The 21,620-nt window shown below is 69.1% G+C and carries 23 protein-coding genes and 3 pseudogenes; 19 read left to right on the forward strand and 7 right to left on the reverse strand.

Going from position 1 to position 21,620, the window contains the following annotated elements:
- Positions 1–113 precede the first annotated feature (113 nt).
- The 12 genes from ACZ45E_RS36405 to ACZ45E_RS36460 all read left to right on the forward strand — a co-directional run bounded on the left by ACZ45E_RS36405 (position 114) and on the right by ACZ45E_RS36460 (position 11,895).
- Complete coding sequence (locus ACZ45E_RS36405) at positions 114–719, forward strand: hypothetical protein (protein ID WP_468229772.1); 606 nt, start codon at positions 114–116, stop codon at positions 717–719.
- Positions 713–1,591: an ATP/GTP-binding protein gene (locus ACZ45E_RS36410; protein ID WP_468229774.1), complete on the forward strand. Its 879-nt coding sequence runs from the start codon at positions 713–715 to the stop codon at positions 1,589–1,591. The genes ACZ45E_RS36405 and ACZ45E_RS36410 overlap by 7 nt, the downstream gene beginning before the upstream one ends.
- Positions 1,592–1,731: 140 nt before the next feature.
- On the forward strand, positions 1,732–2,352 hold the full coding sequence (locus ACZ45E_RS36415) for an SAF domain-containing protein (RefSeq protein ID WP_468229777.1): 621 nt from the start codon (positions 1,732–1,734) through the stop codon (positions 2,350–2,352).
- On the forward strand, positions 2,352–3,338 hold the full coding sequence (locus tag ACZ45E_RS36420) for a hypothetical protein (RefSeq protein WP_468229779.1): 987 nt from the start codon (positions 2,352–2,354) through the stop codon (positions 3,336–3,338). Before ACZ45E_RS36415 ends, ACZ45E_RS36420 begins: the two co-directional genes overlap by 1 nt.
- The gene (locus ACZ45E_RS36425) at positions 3,331–4,917 is read left to right on the forward strand and encodes a CpaF family protein (RefSeq protein WP_468229782.1); all 1,587 of its coding nucleotides are present in this window, start codon (positions 3,331–3,333) and stop codon (positions 4,915–4,917) included. The genes ACZ45E_RS36420 and ACZ45E_RS36425 overlap by 8 nt, the downstream gene beginning before the upstream one ends.
- Positions 4,914–5,828, forward strand: a complete 915-nt coding sequence (locus tag ACZ45E_RS36430; RefSeq protein ID WP_468229785.1) for a type II secretion system F family protein — start codon at positions 4,914–4,916, stop codon at positions 5,826–5,828. Before ACZ45E_RS36425 ends, ACZ45E_RS36430 begins: the two co-directional genes overlap by 4 nt.
- On the forward strand, positions 5,825–6,706 hold the full coding sequence (locus ACZ45E_RS36435) for a hypothetical protein (protein WP_468229788.1): 882 nt from the start codon (positions 5,825–5,827) through the stop codon (positions 6,704–6,706). The genes ACZ45E_RS36430 and ACZ45E_RS36435 overlap by 4 nt, the downstream gene beginning before the upstream one ends.
- Before the next feature lie 44 nt (positions 6,707–6,750).
- The gene (locus tag ACZ45E_RS36440) at positions 6,751–6,948 is read left to right on the forward strand and encodes a hypothetical protein (protein WP_468229791.1); all 198 of its coding nucleotides are present in this window, start codon (positions 6,751–6,753) and stop codon (positions 6,946–6,948) included.
- A 2-nt stretch (positions 6,949–6,950) separates the two neighbouring features.
- Positions 6,951–7,364, forward strand: a complete 414-nt coding sequence (locus ACZ45E_RS36445) for a TadE/TadG family type IV pilus assembly protein (RefSeq protein WP_468229794.1) — start codon at positions 6,951–6,953, stop codon at positions 7,362–7,364.
- The gene (locus ACZ45E_RS36450) at positions 7,361–7,894 is read left to right on the forward strand and encodes a TadE/TadG family type IV pilus assembly protein (protein ID WP_468229797.1); all 534 of its coding nucleotides are present in this window, start codon (positions 7,361–7,363) and stop codon (positions 7,892–7,894) included. The genes ACZ45E_RS36445 and ACZ45E_RS36450 overlap by 4 nt, the downstream gene beginning before the upstream one ends.
- Positions 7,891–8,343: a Tad domain-containing protein gene (locus ACZ45E_RS36455; protein WP_468229800.1), complete on the forward strand. Its 453-nt coding sequence runs from the start codon at positions 7,891–7,893 to the stop codon at positions 8,341–8,343. Before ACZ45E_RS36450 ends, ACZ45E_RS36455 begins: the two co-directional genes overlap by 4 nt.
- A 6-nt stretch (positions 8,344–8,349) precedes the next feature.
- Positions 8,350–11,895, forward strand: a complete 3,546-nt coding sequence (locus ACZ45E_RS36460; RefSeq protein WP_468229803.1) for a LysM peptidoglycan-binding domain-containing protein — start codon at positions 8,350–8,352, stop codon at positions 11,893–11,895.
- A gap of 48 nt (positions 11,896–11,943) precedes the next feature.
- Here ACZ45E_RS36460 and ACZ45E_RS36465 read toward each other — a convergent pair whose 3' ends face one another.
- The gene (locus ACZ45E_RS36465; RefSeq protein WP_468229806.1) at positions 11,944–12,675 is read right to left on the reverse strand and encodes a prepilin peptidase; all 732 of its coding nucleotides are present in this window, start codon (positions 12,673–12,675) and stop codon (positions 11,944–11,946) included.
- Between the two features lie 704 nt (positions 12,676–13,379).
- Here ACZ45E_RS36465 and ACZ45E_RS36470 point away from each other — a divergent pair.
- The 3 genes and pseudogenes from ACZ45E_RS36470 to ACZ45E_RS36480 all read left to right on the forward strand — a co-directional run.
- A complete protein-coding gene (locus tag ACZ45E_RS36470) occupies positions 13,380–13,931 on the forward strand; it encodes a hypothetical protein (RefSeq protein WP_468229809.1) in 552 nt (183 codons plus the stop codon).
- A gap of 8 nt (positions 13,932–13,939) precedes the next feature.
- On the forward strand, positions 13,940–14,317 hold the full coding sequence (locus ACZ45E_RS36475; RefSeq protein WP_468229812.1) for a hypothetical protein: 378 nt from the start codon (positions 13,940–13,942) through the stop codon (positions 14,315–14,317).
- Positions 14,318–14,434: 117 nt separating this feature from the next.
- Positions 14,435–14,764, forward strand: a pseudogene (locus ACZ45E_RS36480) (transposase); the annotation flags it as partial.
- Positions 14,765–14,788: 24 nt separating this feature from the next.
- On the opposite strand, the gene ACZ45E_RS36485 reads toward ACZ45E_RS36480, so the two are convergent.
- Positions 14,789–15,661 carry an aldo/keto reductase family oxidoreductase gene (locus tag ACZ45E_RS36485; protein ID WP_468229815.1) on the reverse strand — a complete coding sequence of 291 codons (873 nt, stop codon included), beginning with the start codon at positions 15,659–15,661 and terminating at the stop codon, positions 14,789–14,791.
- 105 nt (positions 15,662–15,766) lie between these two features.
- Here ACZ45E_RS36485 and ACZ45E_RS36490 point away from each other — a divergent pair, with 105 nt between their 5' ends.
- Positions 15,767–16,735, forward strand: a complete 969-nt coding sequence (locus tag ACZ45E_RS36490; protein WP_468229817.1) for a LysR family transcriptional regulator — start codon at positions 15,767–15,769, stop codon at positions 16,733–16,735.
- 172 nt (positions 16,736–16,907) lie between these two features.
- Here the strand turns inward: ACZ45E_RS36490 and ACZ45E_RS36495 are convergent.
- The 3 genes and pseudogenes from ACZ45E_RS36495 to ACZ45E_RS36505 all read right to left on the reverse strand — a co-directional run.
- Positions 16,908–17,153: pseudogene (locus ACZ45E_RS36495) on the reverse strand (Tn3 family transposase); the annotation flags it as partial.
- Positions 17,154–17,450: 297 nt separating this feature from the next.
- Positions 17,451–18,317 (reverse strand): Rossmann-fold NAD(P)-binding domain-containing protein, encoded by an 867-nt coding sequence (locus ACZ45E_RS36500; protein ID WP_468229819.1) that lies wholly within the window; start codon positions 18,315–18,317, stop codon positions 17,451–17,453.
- Positions 18,314–18,760: a nuclear transport factor 2 family protein gene (locus tag ACZ45E_RS36505; protein WP_468229822.1), complete on the reverse strand. Its 447-nt coding sequence runs from the start codon at positions 18,758–18,760 to the stop codon at positions 18,314–18,316. Before ACZ45E_RS36505 ends, ACZ45E_RS36500 begins: the two co-directional genes overlap by 4 nt.
- 135 nt (positions 18,761–18,895) lie before the next feature.
- On the opposite strand from ACZ45E_RS36505, the gene ACZ45E_RS36510 reads away from it, so the two are divergent.
- Positions 18,896–19,741 carry a helix-turn-helix transcriptional regulator gene (locus tag ACZ45E_RS36510; protein ID WP_468229825.1) on the forward strand — a complete coding sequence of 282 codons (846 nt, stop codon included), beginning with the start codon at positions 18,896–18,898 and terminating at the stop codon, positions 19,739–19,741.
- A gap of 242 nt (positions 19,742–19,983) precedes the next feature.
- Positions 19,984–20,349 (forward strand): hypothetical protein, encoded by a 366-nt coding sequence (locus ACZ45E_RS36515; protein ID WP_468229828.1) that lies wholly within the window; start codon positions 19,984–19,986, stop codon positions 20,347–20,349.
- 269 nt (positions 20,350–20,618) lie between these two features.
- On the opposite strand, the gene ACZ45E_RS36520 is transcribed toward ACZ45E_RS36515, so the two are convergent.
- Positions 20,619–21,020, reverse strand: a complete 402-nt coding sequence (locus ACZ45E_RS36520) for a RidA family protein (protein WP_468229831.1) — start codon at positions 21,018–21,020, stop codon at positions 20,619–20,621.
- Positions 21,021–21,121: 101 nt separating this feature from the next.
- Here ACZ45E_RS36520 and ACZ45E_RS36525 point away from each other — a divergent pair, with 101 nt between their 5' ends.
- The gene (locus ACZ45E_RS36525) at positions 21,122–21,505 is read left to right on the forward strand and encodes a winged helix-turn-helix transcriptional regulator (protein WP_031044029.1); all 384 of its coding nucleotides are present in this window, start codon (positions 21,122–21,124) and stop codon (positions 21,503–21,505) included.
- Between the two features lie 20 nt (positions 21,506–21,525).
- On the opposite strand, the pseudogene ACZ45E_RS36530 reads toward ACZ45E_RS36525, so the two are convergent.
- Positions 21,526–21,620 (reverse strand): annotated as a pseudogene (locus ACZ45E_RS36530) (hypothetical protein); the annotation flags it as partial.

A 21,620-nucleotide genomic window follows, 5' to 3' on the forward strand; every position in this document is an offset into this window, starting at 1 on the left:
CGGTGGCATATGCGCAGGGGGCCCATACATCTCGTGTACACCGGCTGCACCATCACTCAGCGCTATACGCGACAAGCCACGGATACAGCGGTCAAGGAGAACGGGGAGGCCCAATGACGCCAACCACAAGGCCCGGCAATATCCGGCTTCGCAGTCGGAATCGACTTATCGGCACGGCGCTCGCGGGCTGCTCCATCCTTGCCCTGGCCGCTTGCAGTTCGGACGACGGCAAGGACACTGAGACCAAGCCATCGCCGAACCCCACTCGCAGCAGCGCGTCGCCCGCTCCGCTCGACCCCACGGAACAGGCCAAGAAGGACGCCGTTGCCACGTACGACGCGTACTGGCGCGAGACGGTGAAGATTTACGCAGACCCGAAAGGAACCGCCAAGCCGCTGGAGAAGTACGCCGCATCGGCCGCCCTCGCCCAGGCCGAGGGCGACATCAAGCAGATGCACATGAACGGCGTCATCTACACCGGCAGTGTCACGCCACAGAACACACGGGCGACGACGACGGACCTTAACCGCAAGATTCCACATGTAGTGGTCTCCAGCTGTCTGGACATCTCTCATTGGAAGGCGCGGAACGCCACGTCACGCAAGCCACTCCCGGTGCCGTCCAACAGGCTCACGACGTACGTGATTAAGGGAACCGTTGAGAAGTGGCCCGAAGGATGGCGCGTCATCCGGGACGAGCCGCAGGACACCCAATGCTGAGCCGCCGCACCGTTGCGGCCGTCTCTGCCATGACCGCGTTCCTCAGCGGTGTCACCGGCTATGCGTATGCCGACGGCCCCGCAGTGGACGCGGGAGCGGCATGCAACTCCAACTCACGCTTCTGCCGTGTCGAGGTCGACTCGCCAGGAAAGCAGGCTGGCGGCGCCTCTGCGACGGGTACAAAATCCACCGGCGGCGGGGGCAAGAAGAGCCGTTGGACTTGCACCTATAAGAAGGCCGACCCGCAGCCGCCTGCAGACAGCATGGACTGGGAGGGCCACAAACCCGGCGACGGTGCCGTCTACGAGCAAACCTGCCACTTCGACAAGTCGCTGAACACCGTGAAGAGAATGGTGTGGTCCGCCGACGCCCCACAAGCGGGCGTGGACCCAGCGCAATTGGCCCAACAGGCCGTCGACTCGATGAAGCTCGACGGCCCGGACATTGACATCAATCCGAGGCCGGACGGCAAGGGCCTGGTCGGGATGCCGGTGTGGATGGCGGTAGACCAGTCGCCGACCACCTTCGGGCCGAACACGGCTTCGGCAACGGCGGCCGGTGTGACGGTGACCGCGACGGCAAAGGTCAGCCGGATCGTGTGGTCGATGGGTGACGGCACGACCGTGACGTGCATCGGGCCTGGCTCGGTGTACCAGAAGTCGTACGGCATGAAGGCCTCGCCCGACTGCGGCCACGTCTACAAGGAAGCGTCCGACTCGGCGGCGGGCGGCACGTTCAAGGTGACGGCGACGGCGACGTGGGCCGTCGACTGGCAGGTGGCCGGAGGCGGCGGCGAGACCGGTCAGTTGACCGAGGTCCGTGACTCGCAGGTGGCACTAACCATCGTCGAGTCGCAGGCCGTCAATCAGTAAGTTCTGCGCGATCGAAGGGCCCGACTGGGATGGAAACGTCAACGCCTACCTCGTACCTGCCGCCGATGCCGGACCAGCGGCAGCCGGACCTGGAGCCGAGCCGTGGTACGAGGAAACCCCACTCACGCCGGAAGTGGTCGGTGGGCGTCTCGCTGGCGCTGGTGACACTTCTCGGCGCCATGATCGGCGCAGTAGTGGTGGCCCGCGCCGGCGACCGGGTGAACGTGCTCGCCGTCGCCAAGGACGTGCAGGCCGGGCAGACCATTACTGACGGGGATGTGAAGTCGGTGTCGTTCGCCGAAGATCCGGGTTTGTCGCCAATCCTGTCCTCGCAGCGCTCTTCGGTGGTGGGACAGCGTGCCGCGGTGGATCTGCGCCGGGGCTCGCTGCTGACCCAGTCTCAGCTGCGCCGCGGCGGCGGCCTGGGTGCTGACCAGCAGTTGGTCGGAGTCGAGGTGAAGAAGGGGTTCGCGCCCGGCAATAGCAGTCTGGCCAAGGGAGACAAGGTCCTGGCCGTAATCCTCGACTCACCGCAGGGCGACGACGGCTCGAGCGCTGGCACACCCGACGGGAAAAGCGTGCAGTCGACGGATCCGGAGCAGGTCGAAGCGACCGTGGACAGTGTCGGCCGGGTGGATGCGACCGGCACGTTCCTCGTCAATCTGAACGTCGCCCCTGCCGACGGGCCCCGGCTCTCGGCGATGGCGGCGGCCAAGCGTCTGACTCTGGTGCGCCAGCCGCTGGCCGACGGGGGTAACTGATGCCCCTGATTGCGTTGGTGTCGGCGAAGTCGGACGGAGTGACGACGTCGGCCGCGGCGATGGCCCTAGGCAGCCGACGTCCGGTCCTGCTGGCTGAACTCGACCTGGCCGGCGGTAGCTTGCGCCATGGACTATTGCGCGATGTACCGCGCGGGCCGGGCCGCGAGCGCCTGGACCGCCACATCGGGCTGCACCGGCTGCCGCAGGCCGACCTGGCTCGCGCCGGAGAGGACGTGGACTTCGGTCCGGCCGTCGCCCAGCAGTACTGGCCGATGGACGACACGGACAACCGGATCGCGCTGCCCGGCCTGCTGGACCCGCGGCAGGCGGCATCGCTGACCTCGACCTGGCCTCCGCTGCTCCACGTGCTGCGCCGGGCCGATGCGAACCCGCAGAAGCGGTGGGACGTGATCGTCGACGCGGGACGCGTTGTCCTGGAGGGCGGTCGTCTGCACCCGGTCCTCTCCCCCGCCCTGATTCTGCGGGAGGCGGACGTCGTCCTGCTGGTAACGCGCGCGACCGAAGCCTCGCTCGCGTTGGCGGACCCGGTAGTCCAGGCGTTGCATACCGATCTGACGCACCACGGGTCGGGCACCCGCTCGCTCGGCTTGCTGCTGCTGGGCTCGGAGTTCCGGGTTGATGAAGTGCAGCGCAATCTGGAGACACCGGTCATGGGGCAACTTCCGTGGGACGAGGCCTCCGCCACGTGGATCGGCCACGGCGGCCGGATGCCCCGCGCCCTGGGGCGCGGCTCGCGCCTGATCCGGGCGGCCGGTCAGGTCCTTGACCCGCTGCGTCAGCACGCCGAGCAGCGTCGTCTGCACCTGCAGATGCGCGCCATGCCCGCCGCCCCGGCTTCGGCTGCGCCGCCGCCCCCTCCTGCCCCCGCACCGCCACCGGCTCCAGCACCCCCTCCGCCCGCACCAGCTGCGCCGGCAGCACGGATGGTTCAGCAGTTCGCACAGCGGGAGAGGCACCATGGCTGATCGCCGAGTAAGGAACGGACACCCGGTCAACGGCACGTCGCCGGGCGCCACGCTTCTCGGCAGTCTGCTGGCCGACTCTCACGGCAGCCGCCAGCAGGACCCGGCCGGCCAGCCGGCCCGGCCGAACAACCCTGTCCCCTCGCAGACCACGGCGGCGGGGCCGGCTGATGTGAGTGCGGCCGCGTCCCTGGCCGGTGTGCTGCCAGTGCCCCAGGAGACGATCAGCGCGCTGCGGCAGAAGGTGGCTGATGACGTCGACACCATCAAGAAGGAACGGCGGGCCAAGGGCGAGACGCTGGATGCGTCCGCGTTGGAGCAGGTCGTCCGCACGCAGATCAGGGTGCGGGTGGCCGAGTGGGCCCAGGAGTGGTCCATCGAGCACACCCCGCTGACCGGTGAGCAGATCACGGTGCTGCGCGGTGAGTTGTTCAACCGGTTCTTCCTGGCCGGCAGCCTCCAGCAGGTACTGGAGCGCCCCGGCGTGGAGGACGTCCTGATCGACGGCCCGTGGATGTTCATCGACGTCCAGGGCCAGGGCCGGCAGCGGCTGCGGTCGCCGTTCGCCTCCGACGAGCAGGCCCTGGAGTGGGTCAACCAGATGGCCGCCATGTCCGGGCACGGCGAGCGGCTGCTCTCCTACGCCACGGGCAAGGTCGAATTCGATCTGCCCGACGGGTCCCGGGTCGCGGCGACCCTGCTGACCGAGCCGAACCTCGTGATCTCGATCCGGCGGCACCTGCTGGAGAAGGCCACCCTGGACGACCTGGTGAAGTGGGGGGCCATCGACACGCTGCTGCAGGCGTTCTTGAAGGCGGCGGTGCGGGCAGGCCTATCGATCGTCATCGCGGGCGACATGGCGACGGGAAAGACCACGCTGATGCGTGCCCTGGGGCGTGAGGTGCCCGCCAAGGAACGGATCGCGACGCTGGAGGGCGAGCCGGAACTGCGCCTGAACTACGACGAGTACGGCGAGCACGCGCACACCATCGCGTTCCGCTCCCGTGAGGGCAACGGCGAGAAGGACGCGTCGGGTGAAGTCACACTCGGCGCCCTGGTGGAGACCTCGATGCGCTACCGCGCCAGCCGCGTGATGGTCGGCGAGGTCCGCGGCACCGAAGCGGTGGCGATGTTCAAGGCGATGATGATGGGCGGCGCCGGATCGATGTGCACGCTGCACGCCAAAGACCCGGAAGTCGTGGTCGACCGGATCATGGTGCCCCTCACCGAGGCCGGACTGAACGACAGTGCCGCCTACCGGCTCATGGCGGCCGCCATTGACCTGATCGTGTACGTGGACCGGATCGACGAGACCGACGTCGGCGGCAGTGAGCACCGGTTCGTCACCCACGTGTGGGAGACGGCAGGGATCAGCGAGCGGGGCGGTGTTTCCCTGAATCATCTGTTCCAGCCGAACGAGGAGATCGGTGAGGAGCGCGCGGTGCCGACGACGTCGGCGATGAACACGCGCCGGGCCAAGAAGCTGGCCCGCAACGGTTTTCCGGCGACCTGGCGGGCTCAGCGCCCGCGTGGGACCTGGGCGCCGCTGACGCTGATCGGTGCAGGGCAGGTGGCGTCGTGAGCAGTTCGTACCTGTCCGCGCTCGGCATGGTCGCGGGCCTGCTGGTGGCCCTGGGGATCGTCGGACTGGTGGCCTGGTGGCGCGGCTGGACACCGTCCGCATCGCGGCGGCGCGGCAAACCGACGCTCGCGGACAAGGCCCGCCAGGCGGTGGCCGAGCTGCCTGCGGTGTGGCGGGACAACTACCGGCTCCTGCTCATCGCGGCGGCCGTCGTGGGCGTCATCATGTGGGTGATCACTGGGTGGCCGGTGCAGGCGCTGCTCGCCGCGGCCGCCATCGCCGGGCTGCCGTTCGTGCTCTACCCCGGCGGCTCCGAGCGCCTGGAGGTGGCCCGCCTGGAAGCGCTCGCCGAATGGCTGGGCCAGCTGGCCAGCGTGCGCAGCGGCGGCAAGAGCCTGGAGACGGCGATCGTGTCGCTGACCAACGTCCCCGCGCTGCTGCGCCGGCCGGTCGGTGTCCTGTGCCAGCGCCTGGCGTCCGGGATGCCGGCCCGCCAGGCCTACCGGCTGTTCGCCGACGACCTCGACTCGAGGATCGGCGACGACATCGCCCAGCTGTTCATGGACCACGTGATCTCACGCGGCGCAGGCCTCTCCGACGCGCTCGCCGCACAGGCCGCGCTGGTACGCCGGCAGGCCGCCGAGGTGGAAGACATTGATGCCCGTCGTGCCGATGCTCGCGCCGAAACGCGGAAGGTCTCGCTGTTCGTGCTCGCGGTCGTCGGCTTCGTCCTGCTCAACGGCGCCTACTGGGCGCCGCTGGCGAACGCGCTGGGGCAGCTGGCCCTGCTGGGGATGGGGGCCCTGTTCGTGCTGCTGCTGTGGTGGATGCGCAAGGTCGCGGCGATGAAGCCCGAACCGCGCACCCTGCGCACGGCCACGGAACGCGCCGCGATGGAGGTGCAGTCATGACTCTGTCACTGCCCGGCATGCTGCTCGGCGCCCTGATCGCCCTGACCGGCGCGCTCGCAGTGCGCGCCTTCATGCCCAAGCGCATTCCGCTGGATGTGGTCCTGGGCCGCACGCAGGCCGCCGGAGCTCAAGTTGGCGGCACCGGCGCGGGGTGGACGGATCGCATGGGCCACAAGCTGGTGTCGACCACCACGGTCGCCGACCGGCTGCCCGTCCAGGATCTGGCCGTCCTGGAGATTACCCCGGCGCATCTGCTCGGGCAGTGCGTGCTGTATGCGCTGATCGGGTTCGTCGGCGCGCAGTGGCTGGTCTTCCTGCTCACGCTCGGCGGCATGTCGCTGCCGTTCATCCTCCCGATCGCGCTCGGCCTCGGTTTCGCCGTCTTCCTCGCGCTGCAACGGCTCAAGGACTACCGGAGCAAGGCGCAGGAGCGGCGCCTGGAGTACAGCTACTACACCGCCTCATTGCTGGAGCGGGTCGCTTTGGCCCGCAACTCCGATGCTGGCGCCCCCGAGGCCCTGGACCGCGCTCTGAAGTCCGGCGACGGGCCGGCCGCCGTCCGCGTGCGGGACGCCGTCGAGCACGCGGCGCTGTCCGGGATCAGCCCGTGGGATGCCCTCACCCGGCTCGGCGGCGAGCTCGGGGTGCCTGCCCTGGCCCGGATCGGCGCCTCCCTCGGCCTGGCCGGCGAGGAACAGGCGGCCGTCTACGACCAGTTGCGGGCCCAGGCGGTCCGCACCCGCGAGTCCCTGTTCGCCGAGCGGAAGAAGGCGGCCGGCGAGGCCACCGAGAACATGAGGCTGCCCGCGCTCGCGATCGTCTTCCTGATGGCGCTGTTCCTCGTCGCCCCGCAGCTGATCCGCGTTATGAACTTCTGAACCGACCCAACTCTTTCCTCGTCGCACCCTCTTGGAGGCTCTCCGTGCAGTTCCTGAACAACCGCCTGACCCGTACCGTGGACGCGCTGCGCTGGCGCATCCGCCTGATCCGCTCCGACGACACCGGCGGCGCCCTGGAATGGGCACTGGTCCTGGTGGGTGGCGCCACCCTGGTTGGTCTGGTGTACACCGCCGCCACCACCAAGATCACTGAGAAGGCTGCCCAGATTCTCGGCTTCTGACGATGACTCACCGCCCCCGTCTCCACTGGCGCTCCCGCCTCGCTGCCCTCCTACGCAGCGACCGCGGGTCGCTGTCGCTGGAACTGTCGATGATCATGCCGTTGGCGTTCCTGATGCTGTTCACCCTCATCCAGGGCGGCATCTGGTTCCACGGGCGTTCCGTTGCCCACCACGCGGCCCAGCAGGCACTGGATGCACAGCGCCTGTACGACGCTCCGGGGGGCGCGGGACAGCGGGCCGGCCGCGCGTTCCTCGCCGACATGGGCGGTTCCCTGAGCAATGCGCAGATCCACGTGAGCGCGGGAGCGGACACGGCGAGCGTCCGCGTAGAAGGGGATGTGATCATGCTGGTTCCGGGGTGGCGGGTCCACGTCTCCCAGTCCGTGCAGGCGCCTGTCGAGAAGTTCCGGCCATGACCGCCGCGTGGAGGTACCTGGGCTCTCTGGCACGAGGACGCTACCGCGCCTGGGGGGACCACGGTGGCGCGGCGCTGACCACGGTCATCATCGTGCCGGTGATCCTCATGCTGTTCGGGCTGATGATCGGCGTCGGCCGGGTGGCCCTCGCCGAGGGAGCCGCGAACGATGCTGCGCGTGCTGCTGCCCGTGAGGCGTCCGTGGCCAAGGACCCCGGTAGCGGTCAGGCGCAGGCCCAGCAGGCCGCGCAGACGAGTCTGGCCAATTCCGGTATCCGTTGTGCGCAGATCAGCGTGAGCGTGGACACCAGCGCGCTGAGCGCGGGGGTCGGCGAGTTCGGTCAGGTCTTTGCGACCGTGTCGTGCACCGCTCCGCTCAGCGAGCTCGCCATCCCGGGGATCGGTGGGTCCAAGACGTTGACCAGCACCCAGTCCGCGCCGGTCGACACCTGGTCGGTCCGCAGTCAGCGCGCCCCTGCGGCGCGCATCGCGGAAGCCGGCAGGCAAGGCCGCGGAGATGAGGGCGTATGAAGGCACGTGTCTCTGCGTGGTTGAGAGTGCGGCGTACAGCGCTGCGCGGTGACCGGGGCGGCCTGGAACTGTTCTACGCGGGCGTCATCCTGATCGGGCTCCTCGTCATCGGCATGGTCGTCGACCTGGGGATGGCGCTCAACTCCCGCTCGGATGCCTTCTACGTCGCGCAGTCCGCAGCCCGCACCGGTGCCCAGCGCATCGACCCTGGGGAAGCAATCACGGGCGAGGCCATCGTCATCGACCCGGACGCGGCCGCCGCGGCCGCCCAGGGTTACCTCGACGCCCAGCAGGCCGAGGGCACCGTGACCACGTCCGAGGACGGGCAGAGTCTCAACGTCACGGCCCAGACCACATTCCGCCCCTATGTCCTGTCCCTGTTCGGCGTGCGTTCGTGGACCTTCACCGGCCACGGCAGCGCCACCCTGCTGCACGCTCCTGGAGGCTGACCCGCGATGCCCCGCACGAAGAGCCGCGCGACATCGTGGCCCAGGGCCCTGGCCCGCGGCCTGTTCGCGCTCGTCGTCCTCGCCCTGCTCGTCGCGGGCGTCCCCGTCCTGCTGCTGAACATCGGCACCCTGCCCACCTCCGCACCGGACATCGGTTCCTGGCAGGACGTGCTGGCCTTCCACGACGATGACGGCACCGGCCTGATGTCCGCCATGACGGTCGTCGCCTGGGTGCTGTGGCTGTGGCTGACCGTCCCCGTTGTCGTCGAGACGGTCGCAGTCCTGGCCCGTCGCACCACACCGCACCTGCCCGGCATGGCCACCGGGCAGAAGCTCGCCGGTTTCCTGCTCGGCAGCATCATCCTGGCTTCCCCCGCAGCCGCCAGCGCCGCCTCCCCAGCCGCCGCCGCGACAGCGGTCACCGCCCAGGCGCTGCCCGGTCAGACGAGCGGCACCAACACCAACGAAGCTGCGGCATACACCTCGACAAACGCAGCCGCCGGGCACGAACAAAAGGCCGGGCAGATCACGGTCAGCGCGGACGCCACCTGGTGGGAGCTGGCCGAGCAACTGCTGGGCGACGGCACCCGCTTCGAGCAACTGCAGCACCTCAACCCACAGCTGGCCCCTGCCGACGGCGTCATCCCAGCCGGCACCACACTGCACGTTCCGGCCGCCACCACCGCCACGCAGACGACGGCGAACGCCCCGCACGTTCAGACAACTGCTGCCTCGCGGCCCGAAGCCGGGACATCCCAGCTGCGGGTGGAGTCCGGGGACAACCTGTGGAACATCGCGAAACAGGAACTCGGCGACCCGACCCGCTACCCGGAGATCGTCGACGCGAACAAGGACGTGATCGAGAACCCGGACCTGATCTACCCCGGCGAGCAACTGTCCATCCCGGACCAGGCGGCCGCCGCCGATCCGGCACCGCCACGCAAGCACACCCCCACCGACCCCGACCAGGACGAGGGCACAAAGGGCGACCAAGGCGCGGACGGGAGTGCTGCCACGCCTGCACCGTCCGAGTCGCCGCGGGCCAGCGACGGGGAAGCCGGCACCCCGGGACAGGAGGCCAACCCCAGCCCATCCGCGAGCCAGGCCACACCAGAGGAAGAGGCCAGCTCCCCCTCCACCAAGGCGCCGGGCAAGGAGGCGGGCGTCGGCGCGCCCTCCCAGGGCACGCCGACCGACAAGCCCAGCGAAGCGGACACGCAGAGCCCTTCCGCCCCCCGTACCTCGGAGCCGGCCGTCAGCTCGTCGGCGCCGTCGGGTGACCAGCGGCAGGCCGGTGACCAGGAGACCGGGCAGGATGAGGAGTTGAGCCCGGCGGCCTTGGTGATGGCCCTGGGCGCGGGGGGATTCGTCGCCGCCGGTGTCCTGGTGATGCTGCGCCGACGGCGCACCGTGCAACAGCGCCGTCGGCGCCGCGGGCGCCGCATCCCGATGCCCAACGGACGCGCCGCCGCGACCGAGCACACCCTGCGCTGCGAGGACGCCATCGAGGAGGTCAGCTTCCTGGACGCGGCCCTGCGGACACTCGCCCACCACTGCGCGGAGGCCGAGCAGCCACTGCCCGCGCTGGCCGCCATCCAGCTGGGCGCCGAGGGCGTCCTGCTGCACCTGCCGGCCGACGACGATGTGCCCGCCCCCCTGCCCCCGTTCACTGCCACCACAAACGCTCCGCGGGCATGGTGGTGTCCCGCCGACACCAGCGAGTTGTTGGATGCCGAACTGCGCGGGCAGATGGACGCCCCCTACCCGGCGCTGGTCGCACTCGGTGACGACGCCGACGAGGCTCTGCTCCTGGTCGACCTGGAACGGTTCGGTGCCGTGCACCTCACCGGCCAGATGCGGCTGCCGGTCCTGCGCGCGCTCGGAACATCCCTGGCCGTGTCCCCGCTCAGCTCGGACCTGGAAATCGCGGTCGCCGGCGAGGACAGCGCCCCGGGCCTGTCCCTCGTCGACCAGCGCGTCACCCCGCATCCGACACTCGCCGACGCCGCCGACGTCGTCCGTGAGCACCACAGCCAGCAGCGTGCGGCACTGTCCAACAGCAACAGCACCGATCTGGGTGCCGCGCGAGCCGCGGACACGGTGGACGAACTGTGGCCCATGGTGGTCCTGGCAGACCTGGACACCTGCCCCGACCCCGAGTCCGCCGAACTGCTCGCCGAAATCTTGCAACAGGAGCCGCGCACCGCCACCGCCATCGTCACCAGCGGGCACACCCCAGCCGAGGACAACCAGGCGGTGTGGGTCCTCGACACCGACGCCGAGATCCAGGCCGTGCCCGGAACCGACCTCGCGTGCCGGCTGGTGGCGTTCTCCGACGAGCAGTACGCCAACGTCATCGAGACCGTACTGACCTCCACCTCGGAGACAGACGTCGCCCCCGAACCGTCACCAACGCCGGTCACACTGGCCAAGGCCGAGCCCGCACCCACCGCCAAAGCTGCAACGCCGGAGGCCGCGGCACCGGCCCCCGCCCCACGGCAGACGGGAGCGCTACTGGCCCGTCTCCCTGATCTCGACGACGACTCCCCCGGCTCCGTCACCACGGCCCGCCCCGGCGACAACACATCCCCGAAGACAGAGCCGCTGCCCCCGGCCCCGGCGGCCGCAGCACCTGCCCCGACCGCACGTCAGGACGACGCCACCTCTCCCAGCCGGACCGTGCTGCCTGCCACGCTGCCCGTCAGCCGGGTCAACGCCCGCCAGCCCATGACTCCCCCAGCACCCGCACCCGCACCTGCACCCGCGGCGCCGGCTGAGACCAACGCCAGCCCTGCGCCCGCGCCGGAGAACCAGGCCGCGCTGAACGCACCCATGGTCCGAGTGCTCGGCCCCATCGACGTCAACGGCGCCGACGGGCACATCGAGTCCAACCGGCGCACCGTCGCCACCGAGTTGATCGCCTTCCTCGCCCTGCGCCCCGACGGCGCCACCCGCCACGAACTCGACGAAGTCATCGCGCCCGGCGGCCGCGTAGAAAACAACACGAGGAACGGACGCGTCCGCGAAGTACGGCGCTGGCTCGGCGACGAGCACTACCCCAAGCTCAACGAGCAGCCCGACCGCAAGCACCGCCTGGTCAACGTCGTCTGCGACTGGCGGCAATTCCAAGACCTGACCGCCCGTGCCACCCAGCAGGATGGACTCGAGGCCCGCGCGCTGTTGCGCCGCGCGCTCGAACTCGTACGAGGCCGCCCCTTCACCGGGATCCCACCGCGCCGCTACGCCTGGGCCCAGACTCTGACCGAGGACATGATCTCCGCAGTGGCCGATGCGGCCGACGATCTCGCCGCCCGCTGCCTGGACGCCGGCGATGCAGATGGCGCGTTGTGGGCCGCCGGTCGTGGTCTGGACGCCGGCCGCGAGCGCGAGGTCCTGTGGCGCCACCGCTTCGAGGCGCTGGCCGCCCTCGGCGCGCACGACGAACTCGAGACCGCGATCCAGCAGCTCACCCGGTACCTCCTGGAGGCCGACCTGTCCATGGAGGCCGAGACCGAGGAGGTCATCCGCCGCCTGGACGCGGTGCGCCGCTGACTCCGCGCAAAACCCGGCCCGGCCATCATGCGGTGGCCGGGCCTTGCGTTATCTGGCTACCAGCACGCCGGCGAGCGCGCCAGCCAGAAGGAACGGGCCGAGAGGAATCAGCGGCCGTGCCCCGGCGGACGGCCGCAGTCGGCGCAGCACGCCGAACACCGCAGCCAGAGTGAACGCGAGAAGGGCACCCGCGAAGAGCACCGGCCATCCATACCAGCCCAGTACCGCGCCCACCGTCAGCGCGAGCAGCACGTCCCCGAACCCCATCGCTGCCGGGCTGATCAGACACATCACGAACAGCAGACCGCCCAGAGCAAGGCCGCCTGCGACAGCGCACGGCCACGAACCCGCGTGACCAGGCAGGGCCATCGCCACTGCCAGCAGCACCCAACTCGCCACTGCGGTGGGCACGGTCAACCGGCGCGGCAGCCGGTGCACCGCAAGGTCCACAAGAGCCAGGACCACACCCACGGGAGCAACGAGCAGCCACACCGCGAGCTCGGGACGCCGACCGGTGACAGCCGCCAGAGTCGCACAGAGCATCGCCAGCGCTGCGGCAATGACTCCTACCCGCGGGCCCAACGGGACAGCGTCATGGGGGCAGCGAAACGAACCGACCCAGCCGCTGGCTCTCCCCACCAGGTCATGGCCACGAGGACACTGGGCCCGCCACGGCTCCCCTGTCGGTACGGACAACCGGTACACCACGCGCGGCACCAGCAGGCCCGCGCCCATGCCCCATACCGCCGCTCCAGCCACTAGTGCCACCGTCAACGCCATGCGTGGTTCCTCCCGTGCGCTGCCACCGCACCCCCTTCGCCAGTGCTCGTTCTACAGGATCACTCGCCCGCTCAGTCCGGGGAGACGAAGGCTGCGCGCTCGCCCGCCGTCTCGTCACACAGAGCAATCACGGAGTCAGCTGCATGGACACAACGCCAGTCGGGTTCCTGGTTCCAGAAGGCGTTCCACAGGGAGTTGCCCAGCTACGGGTGAGCGAGCCAGGCCGCTGCGCTCACCACTGGGCAGAGTGGAAATTCCACCCCGTCCGCTTGTCCAGTGAAAGCTGTCGTTCTCAAATTCCACCCCGCCGCCCTCGTGTGGAATGCCCAGGGCAACCACGATCACATCCGGTTTAGACACACGACTAGCCGCGCCGGTGAAGATGGCGCTGAGCACGAGCGGGGTATACCCCGAAGAGTGACCCGCACTGGAAAATTGCAGATCACAGCGTTCCACCCCATTGATCGAGCAAGGGGCAGGCCCCGGCGACCGGAACAGGTATGAGGCACCCTTGACACTCCCAGCACCCGCTCGCGGACAAAGCGACGCCTCGCACAGCACGCTGGCCGGTGTGGAACAGTGCGCATTCCACCTGTCCGGTCTCGCTGAAGGTGAGGCAGCGTGAGTGCCTGACCTGGAGTGCCTCAGTTTAAGCGAGACGGTGGCGGCGTGGCTGCCTCGCTCAATCCGAGGTGTCGCGCTGAGTGCCCGAAGTCATCTGCATAGGGGCAGCGGCGACCAGCAGTGCAGCGAACAGAATGGGGGCGGCCGTCTGGTACCCCATCCAGACTTCACCCCCGGCACTGCTGCCCTGCCGCGGCAAGGATGCGGTGGACGCCTCCCTCGGCATGGCGGGCTTCATCCCATTCTTCGGCGACCTCGCGAAGTTCCCGAAGCAACTGGAGCGCCTGGACGATGTGATGAAGGCCGCCGAGAAGGCCAAGGACGCCAGTAAGGCGGCCAAGGTAGCTCGAAGCCTGGACGACCCTCAGTCGTTGCGCGGAGCTACCGCGGACGAACTGGAAACGCTGCTCAAGGGCAAGGAGCGACACCCCGCACCTGCGGCTACGGGCGGTGGTTTCAAGATCCGCATCCCTGGCGGAACGATGATCTTCGAGGCAGGAAACAGTGCCAAGAACGCCGAGGGAATGTACGAACTGCGCGACATCGTCCACCGTGCTCCCTATGTCAAGGTGCAGCAAGGGAAGAAGGCATATCGCGTGCCGCTTGCTGGCAACCCGGCACTAGACGAGTAGGAGCTACTGTGAAGGAATGGGCGGACGACGAGTACTGCCTTTACATCAACAGCACAGAGACCGCCGACCTCTGGGCCATCCTCTCCGACTGGACGAAGAGTGAGGACGAGGATGGATGGAAAAAGCATGTTCCGCGCTTTTCTCGCCTCATCGCTTGCTGGCAGCCGCTCGGGTTCATCAAGGTGTTCCGATCTCGATCGTGGCCCGCGGAACTGAACGGCGAGGAGGTTACAGGCCAGGCTCTGACTGATCTCCTGGCTGACGCATCCAGCTGGGAGTACCAGGAGGAGCCCACACGCTGGATCTGCGTTTACCCTGGCGACCGCGATATCCAGGAGCTCGAAGAAGGCATGTGCGATCAGGGGGCGGTGAACACAGCCTCCTGAGAGAGGGAGCCCCGGCCGTAGGAATCGGCCGGGGCTCCCGTGGTCCGATCAGCGGCAAGCGCCGGCCAGCCAGAACCCCAGGTCACGCAAGTTATGACCTGGGTTTTCTGCTGCGACCTCGGGCCGCTGCCCGACGACATCACAGTCCATCTGGACGCCGACTACGACTCGGCCATTAGCCGCACCGAACTCGCCGCCCGCAACCTGCACGGCCGCATCGCGCACAAGGGTGAGAAGGCGCCGATCCAGGCGAGCCAGCGGTGGCATGTCGAGCGCACGCACGCCTGGCAGAATGCCTTCCACCGCCTTGCCCGCTGCTACGAGCGCCGTGCGACCGTCATCAACGCCTTCTTCGACCTTGCGGACACGATCATCACCATCCGTAGCCTGATCCGCCGAGCCTGGACCACCCACCGCTGGGACGACCGCCCCAAGCGACGCCCATGAGCGCCCGCCTATCTGCGGGAGCTCTTAGTTGCCGATCTTGTCCAGCTCGGTGAGGTCCTCGTCGGAGAGCGAGAGTCCCGTGCCGGCGACGTTCTCGCGCAGGTGTGCCACCGACGAGGTGCCGGGGATGAGCAGGATGTTCGGCGACCGCCGCAGCAACCAAGCCAGGGCGACCGACATTGGCGTCGCATCCAGCCGGGTGGCCACGGCGGAAAGCGCTGTGGACTGCAGCGGGGTGAAGCCGCCGAGCGGGAAGAAAGGCACGTAGGCGATGCCCTTGTCGGCGAGTTCGTCGATCAGCTCGTCGTCCTGACGGTGAGCGAGGTTGTACATGTTCTGCACGCACACGATCGGCGCGATCGCCTGTGCCTCGGCGACCTGTTCCGCCGTCGCGTTACTCACTCCGAGGTGCCGGATCAGGCCCTGCTGCTGGAGTTCGGCGAGGGTCTCGAAGGGCTCGGCGAGCGAGCCGGGCACGGGGCCCTGGGCGTCGCCGAGCCGGAGATTGACCACGTCGAGCGATTCGAGGCCGAGATCCTTGAGGTTCTCGTGGACGGCGCGGCGCAGGTCCTCGGGCTGCCTGGCAGGGGGCCAGCCACCTTGCTGATCGCGGACCGCGCCGACCTTGGTCACGATGTGCAGCGATGCGGGATAGGGGTGAAGCGCTTCACGGATCAGCTGGTTGGTGACGCGTGGTCCGTATGCGCCGGAGGTGTCGATGTGAGTGATCCCGAGGGCGGAGGCCTCGCGTAGGACGGCGAGCGCGCCGTCGTGGTCGGCGGGCGGACCCATGACCCCGGGGCCGGCGAGCTGCATGGCGCCGTAGCCGAAGCGGGTGACGGTCAGATCACCCAGGGTCCAGGTGCCGCCGGTCAGTGACGCGGAGGATGTGTTCATGGTTTCGCTCATGCCGCCGATACTCGCTCGCGGACAGGCGGCGGATCCAATACCGATACAGGGCCCGGTGATACCCGGTAGGTATCACCGGGATATGCTGTGGCCATGGACACCTTGGAGACCCGCGAGCTGAGGTACTTCCTGGCGGTCGCGGAGGAACTGCACTTCGGCCGCGCCGCCGAGCGCCTCGGCATGGCCCAGCCCCCGCTGTCCCGGGCGATCCAACAGCTGGAGCGGCGCCTCGGCGTCTGTCTGCTGGAACGCAACCGCCGCGGCGTCTCCCTGACCGGCGCCGGAGAGATGCTGCTGCACGAGGGCCGCGCAGCCCTCGACGCGACCACCGCTGCCGCTCGCCGCACCCGTCGCGCCGGCGGCGCAGACAGCCTGGGCGGCCCCCGCAACCGCCTGGTGCTGGCAGTGAAGGCCGGCGCGTCTCACGAGCTGCTGCACAAGCTCCTCGACGCCTACGCGGCCGAGCCCGACGCCGCCGAGATCGAGGTGCTACCGAGCGGCACGTGTGAGCAGGAAGGGATGCTGCGCGATGGCCGCGCTGATGTGGCGCTCATGCACGCGCCGTTCAACTCCCTCACCGGGTTCGACAGCGAGGAACTGATGACCGAGGGGCAGATCGCCATCCTGCCCGCCTCGCATCCCCTCGCCGCGCAGAGGACTCTGTCCCTGGCCGACGTCAGCGACATCCCCGATCTTCCACTCGCCCGCTGGTCGCGCCACGGCACGTACCCACCCGGCCCGGGCCCCGAGATCCACGACCAGACGCAGCTGGCCCAGCTGATCGCCCTCGGACGCACCGTGGCCGTCTTTCCCGACTCCGCCCGCGCCTGGCTATGGGCCGAGCACACTGCCGTCCCCCTGACCGACGCACCCCCCGTCGTCACCCACATCGCCTGGCCCGCGCACAGCCGCTCCCTCGCCCTCGCCGGGCTGATCCGCACGGCCACACGGCTACGACCCGCCCTCGCCTTCCATCGCTGCGACACACCGCCTGACCGCAGGCCCCCACATCCCACCACCGTCCACGGGTACCACCGTGACCCCCGTGGCCGCCGGCCTTAGCTCCGGCAGAGAGCGTGCCGCCCGCCCGGGACGAGCGGTCCGCGAAGCCGTCACGGCCTCGGCGGGTGAGACGGTTCCCCGAACCCCTTCTGGGTCGCTGACCAGCGTGCACGTCTTGGTCGAGTTGGTCAGCGACCACGGTGAGCCGATGATGCCGAACGGCATTGCCGCATCACTCGTCGCCGGTGGCGTCCTTGTCGCTCAGTGGGCGCAGGCCGCCGGGCAGGTCGGGGGGCGTGAACGAGTACCGGCCGTGCATGTCGATGTGCTGCCGCACGAACGGGGAGAGGCGGGCGACGTCCTCGTCGCTAACGTCGGATCCGTCCGCCCGCAGCTGGTTCACCGCGGCGTCCCTGTACCGGGTGTTGAAGAGGACGACGGCGTTGAGGACCAGGCCGAGCGCGCCGATCTGGTCCTCCACCCTGGGAATGAACCACCGGAACAGCCCTGGGGTGTCCTGTCAGTACCTGTAACAACAGTGCCTTCCGCACGGCTGTGAGCTGCGCTTTCCCTGGTGGTGGCAATAGAGGTGGCTGCGGCCCGCGAGGCGTGGGAACCCGTCTGCGGATGCCGTCAGGACCGGCAGGGCCGACGGTGAAAAGTGCCGCATCCCGTGTTCGAAAGATCGTAGGGAGTCCCCTCATGGCGAAACAGTCCGCGCCGCAGGAGCTGGCCGGTATCGCGCCGAAACTGGTCGAGACCAGGCACAGGTCGGTCAGTCTTGGGATGTCCCGGCGTTCGCCCACCGGGATGCGTGGTCCTGGACGAACTCGGCGAAGGTACGGGGCGGGCGGCCGGTCAGGTCCAGCACCGCGGTGCTGACTTGGTCGTCCCGGCCGGTTCGGATGCCGGCGTCGACGGCGGCGAGGGCGGTCGCGAAGGCGTCCGGCATGCCGGACGCACGGTAGGTGTCTGCCTGCTCGGCGACCCCGACGGGCACGACCCGGATCGGCCGACCGGTGTGGAGGGTGATGATCTGCGCCGCGTCCTGGTAATTCAGCGCCTTCGGCCCGGTGAGCAGGTAGTCACGCCGGTCGTCGGAGTGGCCTTCGGGCTCGGTCAGGAGCACGCCGGCCACCGCCGCAATGTCTCGAGCGTCGATCCAGCCCACCCGGCCGGTTTCGGCGGCGGTGCGGATCTCGCCGCGTTGCCGGATCCGCTCACCCAGCGGATGGGGGGCCAAGAAATTCTGCATGAACCCGGAGGGGCGCAGCACCACCCATCCGGGCCGGGCGCGTACGTGCTCGGCCAGTTCCAGCGCGCTTGCGGCACCGGGCAGGACGATGGCGGAGCCGAGCAGCACCACCCGGCGCACGCCGAGGCGTTCGGCCTCGGCCAAGAACGGTTCGACCAGCGGCATCGGGTCCGTGGTGTCTACCGGAGGCACCACGTAGACCCGGTCCATCCCGTGCAACGCGGCCGGATGGGTGGCCGGGTCGCTCCAGTCGAACCGCACCGCGTCCGGGGCGTCGACCGGTGGGACGCGGCTGGCCACCCGGACCGGCACACCGCTTTTGCGAAGCAGTACGGCCAGGGCGCTTCCCGTCTTCCCGGTGCCGCCGGTGATCAGCACGCCGGTCATCGGGTGGCCTGCGAGCGCAGCGTGCCGAGCAGTTCGGGCAGCGTGCCGGCCGCTGAGGCGGCGGCCAACGGGTTCCAGTAGTCCCGGTAACGGGTGATCAGACCCTGGTGGGTGGTGAGCACCGTGATGTAGTCCAGCTCGTATGCCTCGCCGGTGGCCACCGTGCGGCCGTGTGCGGTGAACTCCACCACGATGGTGTCCGGTTGGTCCGTGTGGCGCACGATGAGGGTCGGGATCGCCTGTACGTCCATCAGGTCCGGGTAGCCGGTCAGATAGCTCCGGACGGCCTCACGTCCGCTCAGCCGTCTCGGTGAGGTCCCTTCGGCGAAGGGGAACTCGGCGGTGCCGCACTCCGCCCACAGATCGGCGATGGCATCCATGTCTTTGGCCAGCAGCAGCTCCAGCAGCCGGCGAAAGGTCTCTTCGGAAGTGCGTGGTGGCACGGTGATTCTCCAGCGTTCAGCAGGGCCTATGACCGCCCCAGAGTGGGCGCACGAGGCGGTGCCGTGGAACGCACCAGTGAGCCCCGGACCACTGGTCCGTGGCTAAGCCGAGTGCCGTTGTGCCAACCTGGCCGGGTGAGCAGAGCAGAACTGGCCGACTTCCTGCGCCGTCGACGCGAGGCGCTGCGCCCGGCCCAGATGCCGGCCACGGCCGTCCACCCACCCGGCCTGCGCGCCCGGCGCACCCCCGGGCTGCGGCGGGAAGAGGTGGCAGCCCTGGCCGGGGTGTCCACGAGCTACTACGAGCGGCTGGAGCAGGCCCGCGCGCCGCGTCCGTCGCCGCAGGTGCTGTCTTCGCTGGGCACGGCACTGCACCTCACCGTCACAGAGCGTGAGTACCTGGCACGGCTGGCCGGGCAGATCCCGCCCAGTACGGACGCCGATCGTGCGCTGGTGCCTGCCGATACCCACCGACTGCTGCACCGGCTCGGGCCGATCCCCGCCTATCTGGTGAACGACCTTGAGGACATCGTGGCCTGGAACGCCGCGGCGGCAGCGTTGATCATCGACTTCGCGCAGTTGCCCGTCCACGAGCGCAACACCGTGCGCCTCGCCATCCGGCTGGGCGGCACCCTCTGCTCGGCACCCGTCGGCGCGGAAGGCGACTTCGCCCGGCAGTCCGCCGCCCACCTGCGCGCGGCCGGCGCCCGCCACCCGGGCGACCGCGCGGTGGGCGAGCTGGTCAACGAATGTGCCGCGCACGACCCGGACTTCGTCGCCGGCTGGCGCAGCCACGACGTGCGCCCCCGGCCGACGCTGCGCAAACGACTGCATCATCCCGAACTCGGCGAGCTGGAACTGGACCGTCAAACCCTGCTCATGCCCGGTACCAGCCTGCGGCTGGTGCTCTACACCGCAGATCCTGGCAGCCCGAGCGCCATCGCACTGGCCCAGCTGGGCCCTCCCGACTCGGTGCCGTGACAGTTCGCCCCAGGCCAGGCGGGGCGGCAAAGCCCTTGGCTTGACTCTGTCGGGGATCTTGAACGTGACCGGCTGGACGGGCTGTGGTGCGACGAGGACTTCGCCGACTGCTGCCCGAGGGACGGACGTCCGGGGCTTTCGCCTGCTCAGCCGGCCACTGTCTGCGTACTGCAGTTCCTGCTCGGCCTGTCGACCGGCAGGCCGAGCAGGCAGTTCGCTGCCGCATCGACTTCAAATACGCCATGGCCATGGAGTTGGACGACGCCGGATTCCACCACAGCGTGCTGGCGGACTTCCGCGATCGCCTCGTCGAAGACGACCGCGCCGACCGTCTTCTCGGCCTTGCGCTGGACCGTCTCAAGGAGGCCGGACTGATGCGCGAGCGCACCACGCAGCGCACCGACTCCACCCACGCCCTGGCCTTGGTGCGGGACCTGACCCGCCTGGGGCTGATCACCGAGGCGGTCCGCGCCGCCGGCTTTGTTCACGAGCTGCGTCAGCGGTTGTACGTGAGTTTGAGAGGCGCCCGGATCCACGGTCGGGTGATGTTCACGAGTTCTGTCAGCGCCGGGGTACTTGCCAGGACAGCATCGGGGTGTTCCCGGTGAAAGGTTCTGAACTCGGCCCGGCCGGAGCCACGTAAGCCGCTGCCGCCGCGGACGTCGGTGCTGGATCCGTACAAGGCGGTGATCGACGGGATCCCGCGGGCGAGCCTGGACGTGCCGTGCAAGCAGCGGCACAAGGTCGCCCAGATCTTCCACCGGCTGGTCGAGGAACGTGGTGTTGACAGGGTCACGGGAGCGTTCGTGGAACGGTCGCTGTGGCTGTTCCACGAACGGAGCCCCCAGAGGGCTGTGGGGCGTGTGAGGGAGAGACCTCAAGCGGGCAGTTTCGTGTCAATGACGAAGCTGATTTCGATGACCTGACCTGGCAAGGTCAGTTCAGTGATGCCCAGGACCGTGCTGGCCGGGCGGTGGTCGCCGAAGTACCCCAGGTTGCCCTCCGCCGTCACCGCGGCATTCTGCCGCAGGTTCACCACGTACAAGGTCTGCGAGACGACCTGGTTCCGGGTGGCGCCGTAGTGGTCCAGGACCTTGTCCATGTTGGCGTAGGTCTGTTTGAGCTGGGCGGCGAAGTCGCCCGCGTGGAGGAACTCGCCTGTCTCATCGAACGAGAGCTGTCCAGAGACGTGGACCAGCTCGCCGGACTTGATCGCCTGTGAGTAGCCGAAGTCGCTCTCGGCCGGCACGCCGTAGTGGAAGACATCAATGGTGGCCACGGTGCTCGCCCTTCCGTTCTACTCTCTTGTAGTTACTCGAGAACTGTAGGAGAGTGAGGGCCGACCTGGAAGAACGCACTTTTCGGTGACTGAGGAACCTGATGGTGACCAAGCAACTGCTCAAGGGCCTGCCCGAGGACGCTGACCTGCGGCGCGCAGACTCCCTGGCGCGGGAAATCTTCTCGGACGTCGCCAACAAATGGGCCCTCCTGATCATTGAGGCACTCGGCGAGCGCACCCTGCGCTTCAGCGAGTTGCGAAACGAGGTCGAAGGCGTCAGCCACAAGATGCTCACCCAGAACCTGCGCATGCTGGAGCGCAACGGCCTGGTCGACCGGAAGGTGTATCCCACCGTGCCGCCGCGGGTCGAATACACCCTCACCGAGCCGGGTCGGGCCCTGCGCACCGCGGTCGACGTCATGTGCGGCTGGACCCACCAGCACCTCGGTCACATCGAGAGTGCGCGCGGCCGTTTCGACGCCTGACGGGCCAGCAGCGACACCCTATGGATGCGCGGGGCGCCGTAGGCGCCGTGGTGCTCGGCGTGGATCTGCCGGATCTCAGCGACCGCGGCGGCCTGCTCGGCCTGACGCGCGGCAC

This window comes from Streptomyces sp. NPDC030991 (assembly GCF_055571235.1).

Coding starts and splice junctions, on each gene's coding strand:
- ACZ45E_RS36460 (WP_468229803.1), top strand. CDS start 8,350: ATGCCCCGCACGAAGAGCCGCGCGACATCGTGGCCCAGGGCCCTGGCC.
- ACZ45E_RS36485 (WP_468229815.1), bottom strand. CDS start 15,661: ATGAACACATCCTCCGCGTCACTGACCGGCGGCACCTGGACCCTGGGT.
- ACZ45E_RS36405 (WP_468229772.1), top strand. CDS start 114: ATGACGCCAACCACAAGGCCCGGCAATATCCGGCTTCGCAGTCGGAAT.
- ACZ45E_RS36455 (WP_468229800.1), top strand. CDS start 7,891: ATGAAGGCACGTGTCTCTGCGTGGTTGAGAGTGCGGCGTACAGCGCTG.
- ACZ45E_RS36525 (WP_031044029.1), top strand. CDS start 21,122: ATGGTGACCAAGCAACTGCTCAAGGGCCTGCCCGAGGACGCTGACCTG.
- ACZ45E_RS36410 (WP_468229774.1), top strand. CDS start 713: ATGCTGAGCCGCCGCACCGTTGCGGCCGTCTCTGCCATGACCGCGTTC.
- ACZ45E_RS36450 (WP_468229797.1), top strand. CDS start 7,361: ATGACCGCCGCGTGGAGGTACCTGGGCTCTCTGGCACGAGGACGCTAC.
- ACZ45E_RS36500 (WP_468229819.1), bottom strand. CDS start 18,317: ATGACCGGCGTGCTGATCACCGGCGGCACCGGGAAGACGGGAAGCGCC.
- ACZ45E_RS36420 (WP_468229779.1), top strand. CDS start 2,352: ATGCCCCTGATTGCGTTGGTGTCGGCGAAGTCGGACGGAGTGACGACG.
- ACZ45E_RS36445 (WP_468229794.1), top strand. CDS start 6,951: ATGACTCACCGCCCCCGTCTCCACTGGCGCTCCCGCCTCGCTGCCCTC.
- ACZ45E_RS36490 (WP_468229817.1), top strand. CDS start 15,767: ATGGACACCTTGGAGACCCGCGAGCTGAGGTACTTCCTGGCGGTCGCG.
- ACZ45E_RS36465 (WP_468229806.1), bottom strand. CDS start 12,675: ATGGCGTTGACGGTGGCACTAGTGGCTGGAGCGGCGGTATGGGGCATG.
- ACZ45E_RS36425 (WP_468229782.1), top strand. CDS start 3,331: ATGGCTGATCGCCGAGTAAGGAACGGACACCCGGTCAACGGCACGTCG.
- ACZ45E_RS36435 (WP_468229788.1), top strand. CDS start 5,825: ATGACTCTGTCACTGCCCGGCATGCTGCTCGGCGCCCTGATCGCCCTG.
- ACZ45E_RS36515 (WP_468229828.1), top strand. CDS start 19,984: ATGGCCATGGAGTTGGACGACGCCGGATTCCACCACAGCGTGCTGGCG.